At 59.0% G+C, this 19,145-nt stretch carries 9 protein-coding genes; 5 read left to right on the plus strand and 4 right to left on the minus strand.

Annotated features, from left to right (window positions below):
- Positions 1–5 precede the first annotated feature (5 nt).
- Complete coding sequence (locus tag ACWR1S_RS18590; protein ID WP_454564507.1) at positions 6–1,229, plus strand: hypothetical protein; 1,224 nt, start codon at positions 6–8, stop codon at positions 1,227–1,229.
- Between the two features lie 55 nt (positions 1,230–1,284).
- Here the strand turns inward: ACWR1S_RS18590 and ACWR1S_RS18595 are convergent, their stop codons facing one another.
- Complete coding sequence (locus ACWR1S_RS18595) at positions 1,285–6,405, minus strand: dermonecrotic toxin domain-containing protein (protein ID WP_454564508.1); 5,121 nt, start codon at positions 6,403–6,405, stop codon at positions 1,285–1,287.
- A 192-nt stretch (positions 6,406–6,597) separates the two neighbouring features.
- Positions 6,598–9,741 carry a transglycosylase domain-containing protein gene (locus ACWR1S_RS18600; RefSeq protein ID WP_454564509.1) on the minus strand — a complete coding sequence of 1,048 codons (3,144 nt, stop codon included), beginning with the start codon at positions 9,739–9,741 and terminating at the stop codon, positions 6,598–6,600.
- A gap of 62 nt (positions 9,742–9,803) precedes the next feature.
- Between ACWR1S_RS18600 and ACWR1S_RS18605 the strand changes: the two genes are divergently transcribed.
- From ACWR1S_RS18605 to ACWR1S_RS18615, 3 genes are all read left to right on the plus strand, one after another.
- The gene (locus ACWR1S_RS18605) at positions 9,804–13,184 is read left to right on the plus strand and encodes a dermonecrotic toxin domain-containing protein (RefSeq protein ID WP_454564510.1); all 3,381 of its coding nucleotides are present in this window, start codon (positions 9,804–9,806) and stop codon (positions 13,182–13,184) included.
- Between the two features lie 337 nt (positions 13,185–13,521).
- The gene (locus tag ACWR1S_RS18610) at positions 13,522–14,943 is read left to right on the plus strand and encodes an amino acid permease (protein ID WP_141128424.1); all 1,422 of its coding nucleotides are present in this window, start codon (positions 13,522–13,524) and stop codon (positions 14,941–14,943) included.
- Between the two features lie 211 nt (positions 14,944–15,154).
- Positions 15,155–15,517, plus strand: a complete 363-nt coding sequence (locus ACWR1S_RS18615) for a polysaccharide synthesis protein GtrA (RefSeq protein WP_141128480.1) — start codon at positions 15,155–15,157, stop codon at positions 15,515–15,517.
- 36 nt (positions 15,518–15,553) lie between these two features.
- Here the strand turns inward: ACWR1S_RS18615 and ACWR1S_RS18620 are convergent, their stop codons facing one another.
- Together ACWR1S_RS18620 and ACWR1S_RS18625 are read right to left on the minus strand one after the other, a co-directional pair.
- Positions 15,554–17,173, minus strand: coding sequence for an FMN-binding glutamate synthase family protein (locus ACWR1S_RS18620; protein WP_077574386.1), 1,620 nt, complete (start codon positions 17,171–17,173; stop codon positions 15,554–15,556).
- Positions 17,174–17,344: 171 nt separating this feature from the next.
- Positions 17,345–18,145 carry a response regulator transcription factor gene (locus ACWR1S_RS18625; RefSeq protein ID WP_454564511.1) on the minus strand — a complete coding sequence of 267 codons (801 nt, stop codon included), beginning with the start codon at positions 18,143–18,145 and terminating at the stop codon, positions 17,345–17,347.
- Positions 18,146–18,270: 125 nt separating this feature from the next.
- On the opposite strand from ACWR1S_RS18625, the gene ACWR1S_RS18630 reads away from it, so the two are divergent.
- Positions 18,271–19,092 carry a carbon-nitrogen hydrolase family protein gene (locus ACWR1S_RS18630; RefSeq protein ID WP_454564512.1) on the plus strand — a complete coding sequence of 274 codons (822 nt, stop codon included), beginning with the start codon at positions 18,271–18,273 and terminating at the stop codon, positions 19,090–19,092.
- Positions 19,093–19,145 lie beyond the last annotated feature (53 nt).

Here is a 19,145-nt window from a genome sequence, read left to right on the forward strand (position 1 = left end):
GAATAATGAAAAGGTACATTTGGCTGGCATGGCTGGCAGCGTTCAGCATTTCTGAGGCGCATGGGATCAATCAGGAAATCCGCGCGCTGTTTCAACCGGACCCTTCCAAGCCAAACAAGAATGCCTTCATCAACAAAACGCCGAACAGTGGTTATTGCGCGTCGTATCCGGCGGAATGCAACGGCTATCAGATGTTCAGCATCGAGTTGCCCATTCGTTTCAACTCCACCCGTTATGTGGGGATCTTTGACTGGGCGGCTGTCAAGGCACCGGCCAATTGGCGACGCCTGACGGTGACCAACGAACAGACCCAGGAAACGCACACGCTGGAAGTGCGCATCAGCGGCATGGGTTCCCGGTATGTCCTCAGCGTTCCAGCCAAGCAGTTGGCAGGCGGCAGCAACGCCCTTGAAGGCCATCGGCGGCTATGGACCACAGACACCTGGGTTCATGGAATTCCTGCCCCGTGTCGCTACAGCGGCGTCGGTGAGTATGGCGAGGAGTATTTCCGGTTTTTCTGGAAAACCCCTGAAGAAACTCACTGTTTCAAGGTGCCGGCCTTCCATATTCCGTCGATGTATTTCGACAAACTGGATTTTGCCTACGAGCTGCGAACCCCCGACCCGTTGAACATGTCATCGGGGCGCTATACCGGCTCAATGGCATATAGCCTGGGACCCGGCGCCGATTTCGATATGGGCAAACTGTTCGAACCGGATGACAGCAGCCTGACCCTGGATTTCGTGCTGGATGTGCAGCACACCCTGAAAGTGGATATTCCGCCCGGGGGCAATCACATTGCGCTGCAACCTCAAGGTGGCTGGCAGCGCTGGCTCGACAGTGGACGCAAGCCTGCGCGGCTTTTTCGCGATCAGATCTTCCATATCTCGGCGTCGTCGAAATTCACCATGAAGCTCGAATGCGAGCACTCTCCAGGCTTGGGCTCGGGCTGCGCCATCATGGATCGTGAGTCGGGGGTCGCCGGGCCGGTGGCCGTCAGTGTCAGTCTGCCCAATGGCCTGACCGACAGCGCTGGCCAACCGGTACGGCGCAAACTGTTGGGGCGTGAATCTTCCGGCGCCTTCCAGCCCGGACATTACATCGACCGCAAGCCGGGCACCTTGCACTTCGAGATCGGCGAGCAGGACACCGACTGGCTGATCAAAAATGCCACGGACAAACCCTATCGCGGCAATATCACGGTGATCTGGGATTCTGAAGCGGGTTAGGCGCGGTGCCACTCGGTCAGCCCATGCGGGTTGACCGATTGACGGTCTTTGGCCATCAGAGTCCCGCGTTGATCATCGCCTCTCGAGTCAAACGTCGTGACAGTTCTTTGCGCTCGTAGCCGATGTCATCGAGCAGTTTGTCGTAGCGCCCCTGGCTCATGACTTCTCCGCTGAAGACATCGGCCTGGGGAATGCCCAGTTGTTTCGCCAGACTTTCCATTTTCCGTGCGAGCTGATTGAGCGGCGTCTGGGGGGTGGCATTGGCCCATTGCGCCTGGGCCTCGCGCAACTCATCAAGCAGCCCGGGCTTTTCCTCGAACAGACGGTCATTGGTTTCGTATTGCGTCGGATGAGTCTTGCGCAGATGCTCCTCCCAGAAGTTGTCGGGGGACAGATCGATCATGGCACTGACCAGGCCGTCGCCTTTCTCCCGGTTCATGATCATGTCGTGGGCGCGGTCGATTTGTTTGGCCGTCACGCCAGAGCGCTGTTCATAGAGCATGCCCTGAGATTGCCAGGGCAGTTCCAGCTTTTCTGCCAGCCCGGTCTCGAACGCAAGATAGATTTCCACTTCATCGGGGGCCGGATTGCCGGGGTCGATCAGGTGTTGTTGCTCTTGCCTGCTGAATTCGGCCTTGGCTTCTTCACCGACATTTTTCAACCGGGCTGCGCTGCGTGCCAAGCCCACGAGTGTCTCGTCCAGTACCTTGCTGGAGGTTGGCGCAGCGTAGGCTTTTGACACCAGAACCTTGATGCCCAGCGAGTTGAACAGTTGCGCGCCGAGGTCCCCGCAATCTTCCGGCGAGACGACCTGCCTGAACAGTTTTTCACGCAGTTGCGCATCCAGTGACGCGGCTTCGATCATGTCCCAGACGCGCTGGGTCAGTTGTCGGCGTCCATCGCCGGTGAGGTAGTCCCGGCTCTCGCGCTGTTTGCGAATCACGCTGAAAAAGCCCTCGGAATCAGGCTCATCCATCAGGTCGTGCCAGGACTCTTCGCGATACTGCCTGAGTGCCTGCGACGGGCTGTAAATCTGCGCGTCGTTATCGAATTCTTGCCAATGACGAAGCTCGTCGGCGACGTCCCGCGAATAGTCTTGCAGAAAGGCAAAACCGGTGGACTCTCGGTAGTTGCCAAACCGCACCCGGTCTTCATTCGAAAGCCTCGCTGTATCGAAACGCGTGCGGCTGAGCACGAACGCCTGATCGGAACCCGGTTTGACCTCGGGCAACGTTTTGATTGGCGTCGAACGCATATCGAGCATAAAACCGCGCGGCCTGTGTTTATCGACATTGCCGACTTTGAACAAGCCTTCGGGCCATGTCTCTATGCCGGTCTTGGCGAGGCTCAGTGAGCGCAAGCGGTACATGCCAGCGACATTGGGCGGTTCGTGCAATGGATTGCCATTGAGGTTGAGCGCCTGGAGGCGGATCAAGCCACCCAGACGTTCGCTCGCTTGTGCCGTCATGCGGATGCGGTTGTCCGTCAGGTCCAGTTCCTCCAGATGACGCATTTGCCCGAGGCTGGCAGGAACATCTGTTAATCCGCATTGGCGGGCGCTCAACTGGCGTAACTTGGGGAAGCTGCCGAGCAGCTCATCCGCGTGGCTAGACAGATACCGGTTGTCCAGTCGAAGCGCGGTGATTTGATCAAGGTGTTGCCGCATGCCGGGTTGCTTGCGCAAATCGCGCCACCAGCGCAGTAGATCGCCGTTCACAAACTCCGAAGACAGATCCAGGGTGTAGCCCTGTTCGGGGAACGGGCCGCGTTCGCCAGGTATTTCGCTTCGGCGTTCGAAGCACGCGATCAATTGGTCTCTGACGCGCTGTCCGCCGTTTAGCGTGAAATCCATATTGACGCCCGGCGCAAATTCTCCGGAAGGTTGCAACTCATCAGGGTAAGTGTGGCGCCAATCCTGTAGCGTTTCCCGCAAATGCTGGCGTTCTTTCTCCAGACGCTCGATGCCTTCGACGGGATCGCCATCAATGCGCAGCTTTTCGATGAATCGCTGCACGTCATTTGCGCGCATTCGCGGGTAGAGTTCACTGATGCGCTCTGCTGGAGTCGAGCCGCGCAGCCAGCGTGGCCAGCCACGCACCAGCGTTTCGGTTTCGATACTCGCCACCGCTCGAATCGGCGGTTCGGCCAGTACGGCTCGACGCTCGGCAGGTTCGGCCGATTGCTCCATGATCCACAGTTTGAGCGCGCGCCCCTGACCTCGCTGATAGCCAACGCTCGACAGCGTTTCGGCCGGGACGGCCTGCAGAATCGCTTCGTAGAAGTCGCTGGCGGCGTGCAGCGAACGGTTGTTGGCGTCGAGCACTTCGTAGCGGCCATGCTCGTCACGGATCAGCCGCCTGACGCTGGTCGGGTCCTCGGGGCCAGCGCTGCAACGCAATGGCCCGTCATAGCTGCCGTCGCGGACTTCGATACGCAGATCGCCGAAGGTGCCGGTCTGCACGCGCAAGGTGTTGAGCGCGAGCCGTTCGGTGTCGGCGGTCATCGATTCGTCGCGGTAAAAACCGTCGTAGGCGCGCACGGCAGTGGCTTCGAAATTCAGCTCGCGGGCCTGGGTCTTGAGGCGCAATGGCAGGCGGTTTTCATCAGCGATACGCTGCAGCTCAGCGGGTGAGGCCTGCGCCACAAGTTTTTCCGCCAGCGGCAGTGGCAGTTCCGGGAAGGTCCGCCTGACCACGCGCAAATCGACCTTGCCGGATTGTTCGGTGGCCTGGTACATGCGGTCGGCCACGGCACTGCGGCGCTCATCGACAGCGTCCGCGAGGCGACTGCGCAGTGCGCTGACGCGTTCGTTACGGGCGACATCGCTGCCGAGCAACTGCTTGAGATCGTCCTCGGCGAGAAAATCCAGCACGCGCTCCGGCAGTCTGCCGGCGTTGAGGTCAGCGAGGCTGATGCTCAAGGTCGCCGCGGGCGCGGCCTGCGGGTTGCCATACTTGTGCGAATAGCCGGTCAGGCTGGCATCGGCGTAAACCTCCAGCGCTTTGCTGGAAGGCCAGCCCGGCAAGCCGGTCAGCAGCGGTTCCAGCCACACCGCTTGCGGGTCGATCGGCCGGCCTTCACGGATGTCGGTGGTGGCCACACGCACATCGTCGTAAGCGCTGGCGCGTTTGAGCGTGTCGGCCAGCAGCGGTGGCGGCGGGCTGTTTTGCACATGCATCTGGCGCAGCATGTCGTGATCGGTGCCGCTGCTGATGCGGATCTGCTCCAGCTCCGTGGGGGAGAACCGTTCGGCACGGTGGCCCAGTCGGCGCATCAATGTGGCATCCGTCCAGTCTTTTGGGGTTTCCGCTTCATGCAGCCAGGCGCCGTGGCCGTTGTGTTCGATCTTCGGGCGGTAAGCGTTGGTGCGGTTCGGGTGTTTGATGCGGTGGGTTTTGGAGTGCGCGGCGGATGAGGCTTTTTCGACGCTGTACAACTGCCCCTCCAGCGACAGGATCTTTTCCTTGCCGTAGTCATGCAAACCCTGCGAGTCGGGTTTCGAATCGGCGGAGAGGGTCAGTTCCTGGCGTGCATAAGGGGCCAGATCCGGATGCCACAGACTGGCTTGGCCATCGGGCAGCTTGACCGCTTTCATGTTGTCGACCAGCGTCGACAGCTTGACCTTGAAGACCTCGCCAATCTGCGCGCCCGCTGCGAACGTCGCCAGTTGAATGACGTCGCTGACCACGCTGATCACGTGCCCGACGGCTTCCTGCCACAAGCCCTCGGCGAGATCGACCACGCCTTCGATGACATCAGTGGTCAATTGATAGGCGGTGTACGCCATCATCACTTCGCCCAAGCCCGGCACGAACGGTGTGGCGATCAACAGCGCCGCATTGAAAATATCCGAAAAGATCTTCTTGAAATTGTCCCACCACGCCCAGCGCGCCTTGCTGTCGGTGTCGGCGGTGGAGACGGCGATTTCCCGGGCATCGTTGAGAATCTTGTTGAGTTTCTGCTGGTAGGCATGGCGCCAGTAATCGCCTTGCAAGGGCTGGTTCTTGAACTCCAGATTGGGGTTCTCCACGGCCACCTCGTCCCAGGGTGGGCGCTGATCGGTGCCGTCCTCGCGGGGGGTATACCTGACGATGAACAGGCGTTGTCTGAGTTCAGCAAAAAAGTGCCCGCGTTGCTGCTGGTCGACAAACTGGCTGAAGAACTGACGGTAGGTCTGGCCGGTCGAGGCGCAGAGTTTGTCCTCACGCAGCTGTCGTGTCAGTTCATCCCTGAACGCCTTGAGCGAGTCGTATTCCTTGAGCGGGTGATCCGGATCATGCGGGATGTAGACGATCAGGCGGCGCACGCCCCGACTGTCCCGGGTGCCGTGCAATAACAGCAACACACCGGTCAGCCGGGTGCCGAGCAGTTTCAGATCGCTGCAACGGATCGAGTGGCCGTTGAGCAGCAACGGCGATTTGCCCTCGGTCAGGTTGAGCACCATTTTGTAGGCGTCGTAAGGGATCTCGTCCTTGATCAGGGCCAGGTGCGCGGCGACGGCGAGGGCGTCTTTCTGGCTGGTGTTGACCTTGTGCTGCAGAACGCTTTCGGCGACGGGTTCGCCGGGCAGCAGATAGCGTTCCAGATGCCTTTTGTATTGCCCGCCGATGTCCAGATCACGGCACAACGCCTGGAACTCGCTGATGGGCATTTGCTGTTTGATCGCCAGCACATCGAACAGGCCGCGCTCGTCGGGCTTGCTGATGTAGTCCGAACCGTACCCGACCGTTTCACTGCTGGCGAAGTTATGCAGTGCGGCGTCGAGCAACGACACTGTGCGCGTAACGGCGCCCTTGTAAACGTTGATGTTGTACCAGGGTTGTTCGGCGGGAATGTACAGACGCAGGTAAGTGGTTTTGAGGTCAGGCTCGATGCCATGACGTTCTCTGATTTTCGCCTTGAGCAAGGGTTCGGCGAAAGCGTAGAGATCGATTCTGGCCAGCAGATGATCAACCTGATTCTGCGAGTTCCAGGCCGTGAGGTTGGCGGCGGCGAGCTTGTCCAGATACGCGGCGGGAGCCGTGGTAAACCAGGGCTGGATCTCCAGTGGCGTGGCTGCCAGCGCCTGGGCCCGGTTGACGGTGGCGCCCTTGAACGCGTCGTTGACGTTTGCCTTGATGAAGTCGTAATGCTGCCCTTTTTCCGTGATTGCGACAGGCAGGGAAGGGAGTGTCATGGCCAATCATCCTTGATTGTTGAGGAATGATCAGCCTACTCACGGCGGGGCAAAACAAAAGTTCAAAGATCGGGAGGCAAACGGCACTGCGGCGGGCGAACCCGACGAAAATTCGAATCTGAAAAATACATAAGTACCACCCGCTACAGCGAAAAAACGTCACCCTGATGCAGAAAAGCCTGACACGAATTGTTACCTCGCTGTAGGGAGGGGCGCTTCAAGCATCGCCACGCTGGCAGTCTGCATCGGCTTGCATTGCGAGTCGCTGCCCGGTTGCAGATACGGCGTGAGAATCGGCGCCATGCCCTTGAGCACCTGCACGGGCAGGGCCGAGGTGAACTTGAAGTTCTCTGCCGAGCGCCCCGGCACGAACGCGGTGAGGGTGCCGAAATGGTGATCGCCGATGTAGAACACGAAGGTCGCCGTACGGTTGATCGACTTCGAACTGAGGATGCGTCCCCCCGAACCGATGGCCTCGATGCGGTTGTCGCCGGTCCCGGTTTTGCCACCCATGGCCAGTGGGCTGCCATCCGCCAGTTTGAAACTGCCGGAAACACGTTTTGCCGTACCGGCGTCGACCACTTGCGACAATGCCTCGCGCATGGCCGTGGCGACTTCGGATGGCATCACCCGTTTGCCGACATGCGGGTCGTTGACCAGTTGCGTTTCGTACGGGGTGCCGGCGGCGAAATGCAGGCTGTCGATGCGCAGTGTCGGCATGCGCACGCCGTCATTGAGGATGGTCCCGATCAATTCGGCGAGTGCGGCGGGGCGATCGCCGGAGCTGCCAATCGCGGTGGCCAGCGACGGCACCAGATGGTCGAACGGATAACCGACTTTCTGCCAGCGCTGGTGAATATCGAGAAACGCCTCGATCTCGAGCATGGTGCGAATACGACTGTCGCGGGCGCCCTTGTGCTTGCTCTTGAACAGCCAGCTGTAGACTTCCTGACGTTCGAAATGGCTGGCCTTGACGATCTCGCTGAAGGTCGCGTCCGGGTGGTTCAACAGATAGCCCATCATCCACAAGTCCAGCGGGTGTACCTTGGCGATGAAGCCTTGATCGGGCAAATCGTAACTGCCGGGACCGTAGGAATCGTAAAGCCGGATCAGGCGATCATCGGTGAGTTTTTCCGTGAGCTTGGCGCCTTTGAGGTGTGAGCGCACGAACGTGTTGAAGTCTGCCTGACTGGCATCGGGCAGCAGGTAGCGATGCACGGCGGCCATGCGGATCGGCGTCGGGCGCATGCTGTCGAGGAAGGTGTCGAGACGCGCCTGAGTGTCTTTGTTCTTGTACTTTTTCCAGAACTTGAGCTGAAACGAGGTGCCTTCGCGGTCGGCGAAGTTGGCCAGGTATTCCTGGCGGCGTGGGTCACGATCATCCTTGAGTAATTCGGCACTGTTGTTGGGGCCGGAGTAGGTGGTGTAACGCACCAGATCGCGCATCAGCCGAATGAACGGCAGGTTGATCGACTCGCGCAGGGCATCGCGCAGGGTCGGCATGCGGCCGTTGTCTTCGTTGCGGAAGTTGTGGAACACGTGCAAACCGCCACCGGTGAAAAATGCCTCGCCGGGGCTGGCCGAATACTTGCGATCCAGTGCTGCGCCGAGCATCTTCGACAGGTCGTGATCCTTGTTCTGGATCAGGTAATCGATCACCCATTGGCTCAAGCGATCCTGATCGGGGACGTCGACTTTTTTCAGTTCCGGCACGCTCATGGCGCCGTACTTGTCGTGCAGTTCGGCGATGATTTGCAGGTAAGTGGTGAGCACGCGCATCTTGGCCGTTGAGCCGAGTTCGAGCTTGCTGCCCTCGTTGATGTCGAAGGGCTGGTCGGTGCTGTCGGTCTGCACCCGCACGCGGGAACCGTCCGGGGTCAGTTCGAAGAGGGTGAAGCTGTAACGCACTTGCGTAGTGCTGGTGGGCGTCAGCAAACGCTCACCGAGCAGGCCGATTTGCGCGGCGTAAGCCGGGTCAGCGAGTTTTTTCAGGTACGCGGTGGCCTGGGTTTGCAGGTCGCCCTGCAGGGTGCTGGTGGCCGAGAGGTCGAGGCGGTCGAGGTCGTACAGCGGCCGGTTGAGCATGCTCGCCAGACGACTGCGGGCGGCGCTGATGCCCTTGTTGGTTTCGATGGGCTGGAGGGTCGGCTGGGTCTGCCAGTCGCGGTAGCTGACTTTGCTCGCGAGGGCGGCATCGGCCAATGCGCTATCGATCACAGCGTTCTGTTTGAGCAGGCGCAAATGGCTGTCGGTGAGATCAGTGAGTTCCTCGCGGCCCTTGGTCAGATAATACGAGGGGCGGCGTTGGGCGATCATCAGCGAGAGCATCTCGCGCAGGGCCAGGCCTTTGTCGGCCATGGTTTTCGGATCGGTGGCCGGACTGTTCAGTTGTTCGTTGGCCTTGTTGAAGTCGCTGCCGTACCAGACGCGCAACCCTTCCGCCATGCCATGCACTTCACCATGCCCCGGCACTGCCGAGAGCGGCACGCTGTTGAGGTAATCGCGCACGATATTCTGCCGTGCTCCCAGGGTTTGCGGTCCGGGCTGATAGGCGCGCACGCTGGCGGACATCATCTGCCGCAGCTTCTCGGCGCCGGACACCGTCAGGCCATCCGGTGAATGCCGGTACTTTTCCAATTGCGTGGCCAGCGTACTGCCGCCCGCCGACTGGCCGGGCAGGTGCAGCAATTTCGCCACTTGCGACCATGCCGCCATGCCGAAGCGCGGCCAGTCAACCGCCGGGTTGGCCAAGGGTTGTTTCGGGTCGAGCAGGAAACGGTTTTCGATGAACAACAGGCTGCTGACCACCACCGGCGGAATGGCTGCGAAATCGGCGTACAGTTGTTGCGGATAGTTGTACTTGTACAGCGGCGCGGCGCGGCAATCGGTGATCGATAAGCCGGCTTGAATCTTCTCCGAATATGGCACGAACAGGCCTTTGTCGGTGTAGCTGAGCAGCGCCGGCGAAAAACGCGTCTGCTCGGTAACGACATAGTTGCGTTTGAGCAGGCGCGGCAGGAATTCATCGAGGGAGCTGTAACCCAGGCGCAGATCGAACGGCCCATTGCCCGGATACCGTATCGCTTCACTGGGGCCGGGTTCGAGGGTGTAGGTCAGCGAAGCAGCGTACTGGCTGAGCTCCCGCGACTGAAAACGCGAGGTGCGCATTTCCTTGGACGCGGCCAGCCCCAGCACAATCGCGATAATCACCAGCAACAACCAGAAAGCCTTCCAGCCATGCCGATGACGGCGTGGTTTTCCAGGGTCAGGCGCTTCATCCACACGTTCAGTCGGAACCACGGCTTTACTCGAATCGGTTTGCCACAAAGCGCCCATAGTCGATTGATCCATTCACGCAGATTGATCGGACTTGTCTGAAGCTTAGACGGTGGTTGGCGATGGTGAAAAAAATGTGCGGCCGCGCGTGGGGCGCCAAGCCAGAACGAGGTCCGTCAAGAGCCGTTCGAGTAACAGTGTTCTTTGAGAGCCCGTATTTCAAAACGTTAAGTGTGCAGTTTTATTCGGTCGGTTATTTGTATAAGTGGAAATTGCTAAAATTCGGTAGTACTCAGGGGCTTTGTCTGTTGAATACTTTGAGGTTAACTCACGCCTCAACTTTAATTATCAAGGATGAAGTCATGATTGAGTCTCGAAATCAGCTTTTCAGCATGGCCGAGCATAGAGATGTTGTTAAGGCTGCAACGCCTTTGCCGCTGTTGAATATGTCAAAAGAAAACCTGGAGATGTTCAAGGGTTTTGATGCCGATGTTCCTCAGTGGCTGAAAAAGGCCTCGCTGGAGCAACGTGACAAAGCACGGTCCTTGATGGAACAAAGTGTCACCGCGCACACCGTGCTGAATAACGCCATGGCCGCAGTAGAAACACCCCATGAGTTTGCCGCCCCCGTGCTGACGAAAGCCATCAAGGCGAGGTTTGGCCTGGATCTGGACGTTACCCGGGTACGGGTGGATCTGTCTGGGAAAAGCGACTTTCATACGTCGCAAGTTCAACCCGCTACGCTGCTTGATGCTGCGCTGCATAACCATTCGGCGGAAAAAAAGACGATGTTTTTTTTCAAACCGGATTGCTACATAACAGCACCAGGCAGGGTCGACAATGTCGGGCTTGATGTTCACGAGTTCCTTGAGTTATGCCGGGCGCTCGACCTCGGGAAACAATATCAGGCACATTTGAATAGGGCACTTGACTGGGATGATGGCAACGCACGGGAAACACTGAATGGACTGTTCGTGGATTATCAGAAAGCGGCATTGAAAGCCGCAAGTTACATCGCGTTATGCAAGCGTGATATTCGCCAAACGCATTTCGACGCGTTGATGTCGACTATTCGTGGCGAGAAACTTGTCCATGTTGACGGTAAGCCACTGTGGTATCGCAGTTTGAGCTTCAATGAGTTGCCAGTGCACAGCTGTATCATTTTCGAGATCGCCGATCCGGACGATGAAAGCATTCTCGACGACTTGCTGCCGACCGTTGACGGTTACGCCAAAAACGATTTCATCGCGTACATTCCCGACGATCCTGATCATCCCGTAAAGCACTACGCGACACTGACGGAGCTCAAGGCCCGATTGATCGAACAATTCGTGCGTCGCGCTGACGATGAGTCGCCCAAGGCCCCAACGACCTATCAACAATTTTTCAGCCGTTTCATGCGCTACAAGGATCGTTCGACGTTCTTCTACAGCTTTACCGAAGAGGTGCCGACCGCGTCAGGCAAACCACGGCTCTGGGATCATGAGGCCCGTCGGCAAAAGCATGACCCCGATTTTCTTCTGCAACTGCGGGTGTTGGACCCATCGGGCGATCCCTGGGTCCAGCACTATGACATCTGGACAACATTGCACCGGGAATTCAACCAGCGGATTTTCCGCGACGCTCGCGATGCCGCTGTCTCCAACGCCGATGCCGATGCACGCGATGAACAATCGTTGCTCGCGATATCCCTTGAGGTCGGCCTGGCCGCACTGAATGTGCTGTCTTTTGCCGTGCCGCCGTTGGGAATGGTCATGCTCGGTGTTTCGGCGGTGCAGTTGATGGACGAAGTGCTGGAAGGGCTTGAAGAACTCAGCAAGGGGGATAAGGAAGCCGGCTGGGAGCACATTACCGACGTGCTGGAAAATATCGGCATGGGTGTCGCGACGCTGCCGTTGTTGGCCGGCATACATTCGGAGTTCACGCCGATTGAAACGCCCGGTGGGCAGAAGCGTTTGTGGAAGCCTGACCTCGCACCTTATCGAAGCGAAGTGTCCTTGGCGGACTTGAAGCCGGATCCACAAAATCAATTCGAGATAGCTGGCAAACACTTTGTCAGGGTCGAGGATGGCGTCTTCGAGAAAGTCATCGAACCGGCCACCGGTCAATCAAGAATTGCTCACCCGAGCAAGCCGCAGGCTTATCAGCCGATCGTTGAGCAGGACGGCGCAGGCGAGTGGCAGCCTGCACTGGCGCGCCCTTCGACATCGGTCGCACCGACGCCGGCCGGTTTCAGTAACAGGGTATTTCGGCGCTCTGCCGTGAGGCCTGTCGAAGTGGCCCGCCTCAGCCCGGCAGGCAAAGGCATCTTGCAAAGCGCCGACGGGCAACGCCGTTATATTCGTAACATTGACGAGCGAGGCAAGGTCGCGGTGTATCGCGTCAAGAATGATTTCACCCTCAATGCGCAGGTCGTCGACGTCATCCTCGTCGATTCCGGTTTCAACGAACTTGCGCCTCGCCGATACCGGCAAGTCGCGCCGGATCAGTGGCAACCGCAGTCGTTGTTCGGCGGCAATGTCACCGATGAGTTTACTGCGCCGGACCTCATCAGCGAAGCGCCGCCAGACGCCTCGGGCAGGCCGGTCTGGGTGCGCCCGCCTTTCCACCGCGAGCCTTTGCCCAATGGCCTGTGGGAGCCGCGCCTTGAGGTCGTGACGCTCAAGGACGTACGGCATCTGTCCTACGATTGGGGGGAATTCAAGCTCGTCCCGTTTTCCGTCAGACCCGCCAATATCCACGCGGCGCTGTCGGCACCGGAGTTTGCCAATGTTTCGATAAATGGCGGGCTGTTCAATCCGCAAACCGCGCAATATTCCACGGCTACACACCCGTTCGATATTGCTTCGCAGATCAATTACAAGCCAGGCGGCGGGAAAATGATGTTTGCGATGGAGCGTTTGACCCACGCCTCGACGTCGCAAGGGGAGTTCAATGCCATCAAGTTTATCGATCTGGCGGCAGGCGAGTTGCCCGGCCAGAACGATGCCGTGCACGGGTACTGGGCGCCTCAGGGAGGTTATGTGGATATTCCTGTGCATCCGGGATGGGGCGAACCCGATCATGTTTTCACACCCACCTTCGGTGGATGCTCATGGGTCGTGGATCAAATGAGTGAGACTGTTTTACGTGTGCGTCATGTCGAGGCTGGCCGCGAAGCGGCTCAATACAATGATTTGCCTGCCCATGAGCATGGGTGGGGGCTGAGCACCGCTATGGAATTTCCGGAATACGGTTTGCTGAACGATGACCAAGGCAATGCCTACATGGTCCTGACGGCATTTGCCTACATGAAATACGACCGGGTTGCGCAGGAGTGGGTGCTTCATTATCAGTCGCAGCGCGGTGCACCGGAGATGGCTTCCTATTCCCGAAAGGAGGCGGGTTGGTTCGAGGGAAGCACCCGACAGGTCAAGGTGTATTCCGGTGAGAAAGTCATCGCAACGGGGTCCAAAAGCGTGACTGCGGTGGCCTCCCGAACGCGACAAGGCAACGCGGCGTAACGCCCGACGCCTTCGGTAAAAAGCACACGAAGAAAAGACGCTGCACCCTCCTTGTGCAATACTCGCCGCCATTTTCGGTGGCGAGTTTTCCTACGCTGGCCAGTTGATCCGCTGGGTCTGCTGGGTGTTTCGCGACAACTCCCGCTGAATCTTGTGGTTTATAGAGTGAAAAGACCTGCATCAAGGTTTTTATACTGACGCCCCGCTGATCTTTCAGGTTGCCCTGCAAGACGCGTCTGCCCACGAAGCAGGCGCGGTTTCATGCACGCCAAGGCTTATCGGCCGACGCTTCGACACTCGGTGGTCATATCCAATAACAAGACGAGGTTGCACCCCTATGCCCGTTGGCAATCACCTGCCTCACGGCGACACCGCTCAGGGCGGTCCGCTCAAACGCGAACTCGGCGAAAGGCATATTCGCCTGATGGCGCTCGGTGCCTGTATCGGCGTCGGTCTGTTTTTAGGTTCGGCCAAGGCCATCGAAATGGCCGGCCCGGCGATCATGCTGTCCTACATTCTCGGTGGTCTGGCGATCCTGGTGATCATGCGCGCCCTCGGCGAGATGGCCGTGCACAACCCGGTCGCCGGATCGTTCAGCCGCTACGCACAAGACTATCTCGGTCCTTTGGCAGGCTTCCTCACTGGCTGGAACTACTGGTTCCTGTGGCTGGTGACCTGCGTCGCGGAAATCACCGCGGTGGCCGTGTACATGGGCATCTGGTTTCCCGATGTGCCGCGCTGGATCTGGGCCCTCGCGGCGTTGATCAGCATGGGTTCGATCAACCTGATCGCGGTAAAGGCCTTCGGTGAATTCGAGTTCTGGTTTGCCCTGATCAAGATCGTCACGATCATCGCCATGGTCATCGGCGGCGTCGGTATCATCGCTTTCGGTTTCGGCAATGACGGCGTGGCACTGGGCATTTCCAACCTGTGGGCCCACGGCGGCTTCATGCCCAACGGCGTGACCGGCGTGCTGATGTCCCTGCAAATGGTCATGTTCGCCTACCTCGGTGTCGAGATGATCGGCCTGACCGCCGGTGAAGCGAAGAACCCGCAGAAGACCATTCCCGATGCGATCGGCTCGGTGTTCTGGCGGATTCTGCTGTTCTACGTCGGCGCGCTGTTCGTGATTCTGTCGATCTACCCGTGGAACGAAATCGGCACTCAAGGCAGCCCGTTCGTGATGACCTTCGAACGTCTGGGTATCAAGACCGCCGCCGGCATCATCAACTTCGTGGTAATCACCGCAGCGTTGTCGTCGTGCAACGGTGGCATCTTCAGCACCGGGCGCATGCTCTACAGCCTGGCGCAGAATGGCCAGGCGCCGGCCGGTTTTGCCAAGACCTCGAATAACGGCGTGCCGCGTCGTGCGCTGTTGCTGTCGATTGCGGTGTTGCTCTTGGGCGTAATGCTCAACTATCTGGTGCCGGAAAAAGTCTTCGTCTGGGTGACCTCGATTGCCACCTTCGGCGCGATCTGGACTTGGGTGATGATCCTGCTGGCGCAACTGAAATTCCGCCAAGGCCTGAGCGCCAGCGAACGTGCCGGCCTCAAGTACAAGATGTGGCTGTACCCGGTCAGCTCGTACTTTGCGCTGGCATTCCTGGTGCTGGTGGTCGGCCTGATGGCGTACTTCCCCGACACCCGCGTAGCGCTGTATGTGGGCCCGGCGTTCCTGGTGCTGCTGACCGTGTTGTTCTATGTGTTCAAGTTGCAACCGCGCAACGTATCGCAAGTGGCGGCGCGTTCGGCTTCGTAAGTTACATAAGCTGAAAAAGCAAAGCCCCGGTCGCGAGATCGGGGCTTTTTTGTTGGCACTGTCGTAGCCCGGCGATACATAACCGCCATGGGGTGAAGTGCTGACCATTCGTCGTAATTGACCCTTGACCTGTAATTTCTGACAGTAGACCGCCAGCGCGTGATGACCTAGGTTGGCTGTTCGCCAAAAACGGCTTTGGCAAGGAACCGAGATGAAAGGATTCTCTGCATTGACTGTGATCGGCCTCGCCGATGGACTGATTCACTGGCAAATATTTTTTGTCCTGTGCACCGCCGCGGGGCTGACGCAGGCTGCCAGTAATTTCGCCGCGTTTTGCGTGGCCGCGGCGTTCTCGTTTTACGTGAATGTGCTGTATACCTTCGAGCGCAATACGTCGGTGCTTGGTTATCTATTGTTTATCGGCGGGATGGGCGGGGTGAGTTTTGCCATCGGTTTGCTTGCCGATGCGCAGCACTGGCATGGATTGGTCACCGTGGCGTCTTTCACGCTGCTCAATCTATTGGCGGGCTACCTGTATTTCCGGGTTGTCTTGTTGCGCCAAAATCAGCAGTAACGCGCCAGTCCGTTGCGCAGACTGGCGCATTGGCCGTTACGCGGCCGCGACTTCCTGCGGCTCAAAACTGTCCGCCCGCGCCATCTGCCACATCCGCGAATAGAACTCGCCGTTCACTTCGCCGGTGAGCAATTCCCCCGGTTTCAGGAACACGTGCAACTGCGAGAACAGTTTGATCTCGGTCGCTGACATGCGCCGCACCAGATGCTTGGCCGATAGTTGTGATGGCTGTTCCAGCCCGGCCGCTGCGAGCATTTCCGCCAAAGCCTTCAAGGTATTGCGGTGGAAGTTGAAGACGCGTTGTGCCTTGTCCGGCACCACCAGTGCGCGCTGACGCAGAGCATCCTGAGTGGCGACGCCGGTCGGGCATTTGTTGGTGTGGCAGCTTTGCGACTGGATGCAACCGATGGCGAACATGAAGCCACGTGCGGAGTTGGCCCAGTCGGCGCCGATGGCCAGTACGCTGGCGATGTCGAAGGCGCTGACGATCTTGCCGCTGGCGCCGAGTTTGATCTTGTCGCGCAGGTTCAGGCCGACCAGCGTGTTGTGCACAAACAGCAGGCCTTCGCGCATCGGCACGCCGATGTGGTCGGTGAACTCGACCGGTGCGGCGCCGGTGCCGCCTTCCTTGCCATCGACGACGATGAAGTCCGGGAGGATGCCGGTTTCCAGCATGGCTTTGGCGATGCCCATGAACTCCCACGGATGGCCGAGACAGAACTTGAAGCCCACCGGTTTGCCGCCGGACAGTTCACGCAGTTGCTGGATGAACTGCATCATTTCGATGGGCGTGGAAAACGCGCTGTGGCGTGATGGCGACACGCAGTCCTCGCCCATCATGATGCCGCGAGTCTCAGCGATTTCCTTGGTGACCTTGTGTTTGGGCAGGATCCCGCCGTGGCCAGGTTTGGCGCCCTGGCTCATCTTGATTTCGATCATCCGCACTTGCGGATTCTGTGCTTGGGTGGCGAAGCGTTCCGGGTCGAAACGGCCATCGCTGGTGCGGCAACCGAAGTAGCCGCTGCCCAGTTCCCAGGTCAGGTCGCCGCCGTGTTCGCGGTGATACGGGCTGATGCTGCCTTCGCCGGTATCGTGGGCGAAGTTGCCGAGTTTTGCGCCTTGATTGAGTGCTCGAATGGCGTTGGCGCTGAGCGAGCCGAAGCTCATCGCCGAGATGTTGAACACCGACGCCGAGTACGGCTGGCTGCACTGTGGGCCGCCGACAGTGACGCGGAAGCTGCTCGGGTCGCTCAGCGGCGCCGGGCGCATCGAGTGGCCGATGAATTCGAAACCGGATTGATAGACATCGATCAGCGTGCCGAACGGTTTGTCGGCGGTTTCGTTTTTCGCTCGCGAATACACCAGCGAACGCTGCGCGCGGGAGAAGGGCAGGGCATCGCTGTCGGATTCCAGCAGGTACTGGCGGATCTCCGGGCGGATGCCTTCGACCAGATAACGGATATTGCCGAGGATCGGGTAATTGCGGCGCACCGCGTGGGGGCTTTGCAGCAGGTCGAACAGACCGATCAGGCTCAGTACGCCAGTGACGGCGGTGATCGGCCAAAGCCAGTCATGTTCGAGGAAAGGCAGGCTGGCGAGGGTAAAAATCACGCAGACGGCAAAGAAGGCGTAGCGGCTCAGGAGTGACAGGCTCATACGGTTTCCTTGGTTCGGACTCGGAATAATCAGCGAAGATTGAGGGATAAACACATTCCCCTGTAGGAGTGAGCCTGCTCGCGATAGCGGTATATCAGCTACAAATGATTTGACTGACCCGACGCTATCGCGAGCAGGCTCACTCCTACATAAAGAAACTTCACCAAACGATCAGGCGTTTTGCGCCTGAAGAAAAATCGAAAACAGCTCGGACTGGGATTTGATCCCCAGCTTGCTGTACATGTGTTTCTTATGGACTTTCACGGTTTCTACGGAGATTTCCAGCTTACGGGCGATTTCTTTACTGGAGCAACCGCTGAGCATCAAGCGCCCTACATCCAGCTCGCGAGCGGTCAGTTGCGCACCTTTGAGTTGCTGCACCGAGGCCTCCAGTTGTACCCGCCAGTCTGCCCGGACAGGGGCGGCAGCGAGGGCCACGGTTTCGTTGATCTCATAGGGTAGTCGTTGGCGCAGCAGGCCCAGCACCCAAGGCTGGATCAATGACAGCAAGGCGATCTGTTCGCCAGTGAAACGTTTTTCACTGCCCAGTGACAGACACAACGTGCGATCGCCTTCGAGCTGACAATTGAACTGGATTTCGTCGGCCACGACATTCAGACGAAAGTATCGCTGGTAATACTCGGTCAGTTCGAAATGCTCCGGTGCGACCTCGGACAGGCGATACAGACCGGTGCGCGTTTGCTCGCGGCAGGCGATGTAGAAGGGATCGAGCAGGTACAGACCGCGCAGGTAATCCTGGAACAACGGGTCAGGGTTGCCGTCTGCGCCCGGGCATTCGGCGAAGACTTGCGGGTGTTGATCGGCGCTGAACAGCAGCACCACCCAGCTATCGAACGGCACGTATTGGTCGAGCAAACGCACCAGTTGTGCCCAGAAATTCGGCTTGTCCAGCGCATCGATCAGTTGCCCGACGGCACGGTGCCAGGTGATGTCATCAAACGAAAGTGTCATCGATCTACCCCTATCGGGTTACCCCGGCCGCGTAATTCCCTGGCCGCTCGCTTGCTGCGCATACTGGCCCACAGACAGCCACCGGGCAATCTTTCCGCGCCCGCTGCACATAACAAGGAATTCCCATGAAAGTCGAACTCGCGCAACTGGCGGGCCGTGACAATGCCACGGCCTACAACCTCGAACGCGCCCTCGCCGCGATTGCCGCGTGTGCGCCCGACACGCAACTGATCGTGTTCCCCGAAACCCACTTGATGGGCTTCCCGACGGCCGAGACCGTCGCGCAAACCGCCGAGCCCCTCGATGGCCCGACCGTCAGCGCGGTGCTGGCCGCCGCGCGCGAACGCAAGATCGCCGTGGTGATCGGCATGGCCGAGAACGACCACGGTCGCTTCTACAACACCACGCTGCTGATCACCCCTGCAGGCATCGCCCTGAAATACCGCAAGACGCACTTGTGGGCGTCGGATCGCGGTGTGTTCGAGGCCGGCGACCGCTACGCCACGTGCGAGTGGAACGGTGTGCGCGTTGGCTTGCTGATTTGCTACGACATCGAGTTTCCGGAGTCGGCCCGTGCCTTGGCGCAACTCGGTGCCGAACTGTTGATCGTGACCAACGGCAACATGGACCCGTACGCGCCGACTCACCGCACCGCGATCATGGCCCGCGCCCAGGAGAATCAGGCGTTTGCGCTGATGGTCAATCGCGTGGAGGCGGGGGACGACGGCTTGATGTTCGCCGGCGGCAGCGCGCTGGTCGATCCGCTGGGGGCGCTGTTGTTCGAGGCCGGGCGCGAAGAAGGGACATTCAGCGTTGAGCTGGATTTCGCACGATTGGAGATTGCGCGCAGGGATTACCGCTATCTGGATGATCAGCGGTTGAAGTTGCCGGGGGAGGTGGTGGAGCGCGGCGATGGTGTTCGTGAATTGTTGATTCCACGCCGTTGACCGCTGCCCTCACCCTAGCCCTCCCGAAACGTCGGACCGCCCATAGGGAGAGG

Source organism: Pseudomonas sp. AIG (genome assembly GCF_977020205.1).

Excerpts from the sequence above, each read along its gene's own strand:
- ACWR1S_RS18590 (WP_454564507.1), top strand. The coding sequence starts at position 6 with ATGAAAAGGTACATTTGGCTGGCATGGCTGGCAGCGTTCAGCATTTCT.
- ACWR1S_RS18595 (WP_454564508.1), bottom strand. The coding sequence starts at position 6,405 with ATGACACTCCCTTCCCTGCCTGTCGCAATCACGGAAAAAGGGCAGCAT.
- ACWR1S_RS18600 (WP_454564509.1), bottom strand. The coding sequence starts at position 9,741 with ATGGGCGCTTTGTGGCAAACCGATTCGAGTAAAGCCGTGGTTCCGACT.
- ACWR1S_RS18605 (WP_454564510.1), top strand. The coding sequence starts at position 9,804 with ATGGTGAAAAAAATGTGCGGCCGCGCGTGGGGCGCCAAGCCAGAACGA.
- ACWR1S_RS18610 (WP_141128424.1), top strand. The coding sequence starts at position 13,522 with ATGCCCGTTGGCAATCACCTGCCTCACGGCGACACCGCTCAGGGCGGT.
- ACWR1S_RS18615 (WP_141128480.1), top strand. The coding sequence starts at position 15,155 with ATGAAAGGATTCTCTGCATTGACTGTGATCGGCCTCGCCGATGGACTG.
- ACWR1S_RS18620 (WP_077574386.1), bottom strand. The coding sequence starts at position 17,173 with ATGAGCCTGTCACTCCTGAGCCGCTACGCCTTCTTTGCCGTCTGCGTG.
- ACWR1S_RS18625 (WP_454564511.1), bottom strand. The coding sequence starts at position 18,145 with ATGACACTTTCGTTTGATGACATCACCTGGCACCGTGCCGTCGGGCAA.
- ACWR1S_RS18630 (WP_454564512.1), top strand. The coding sequence starts at position 18,271 with ATGAAAGTCGAACTCGCGCAACTGGCGGGCCGTGACAATGCCACGGCC.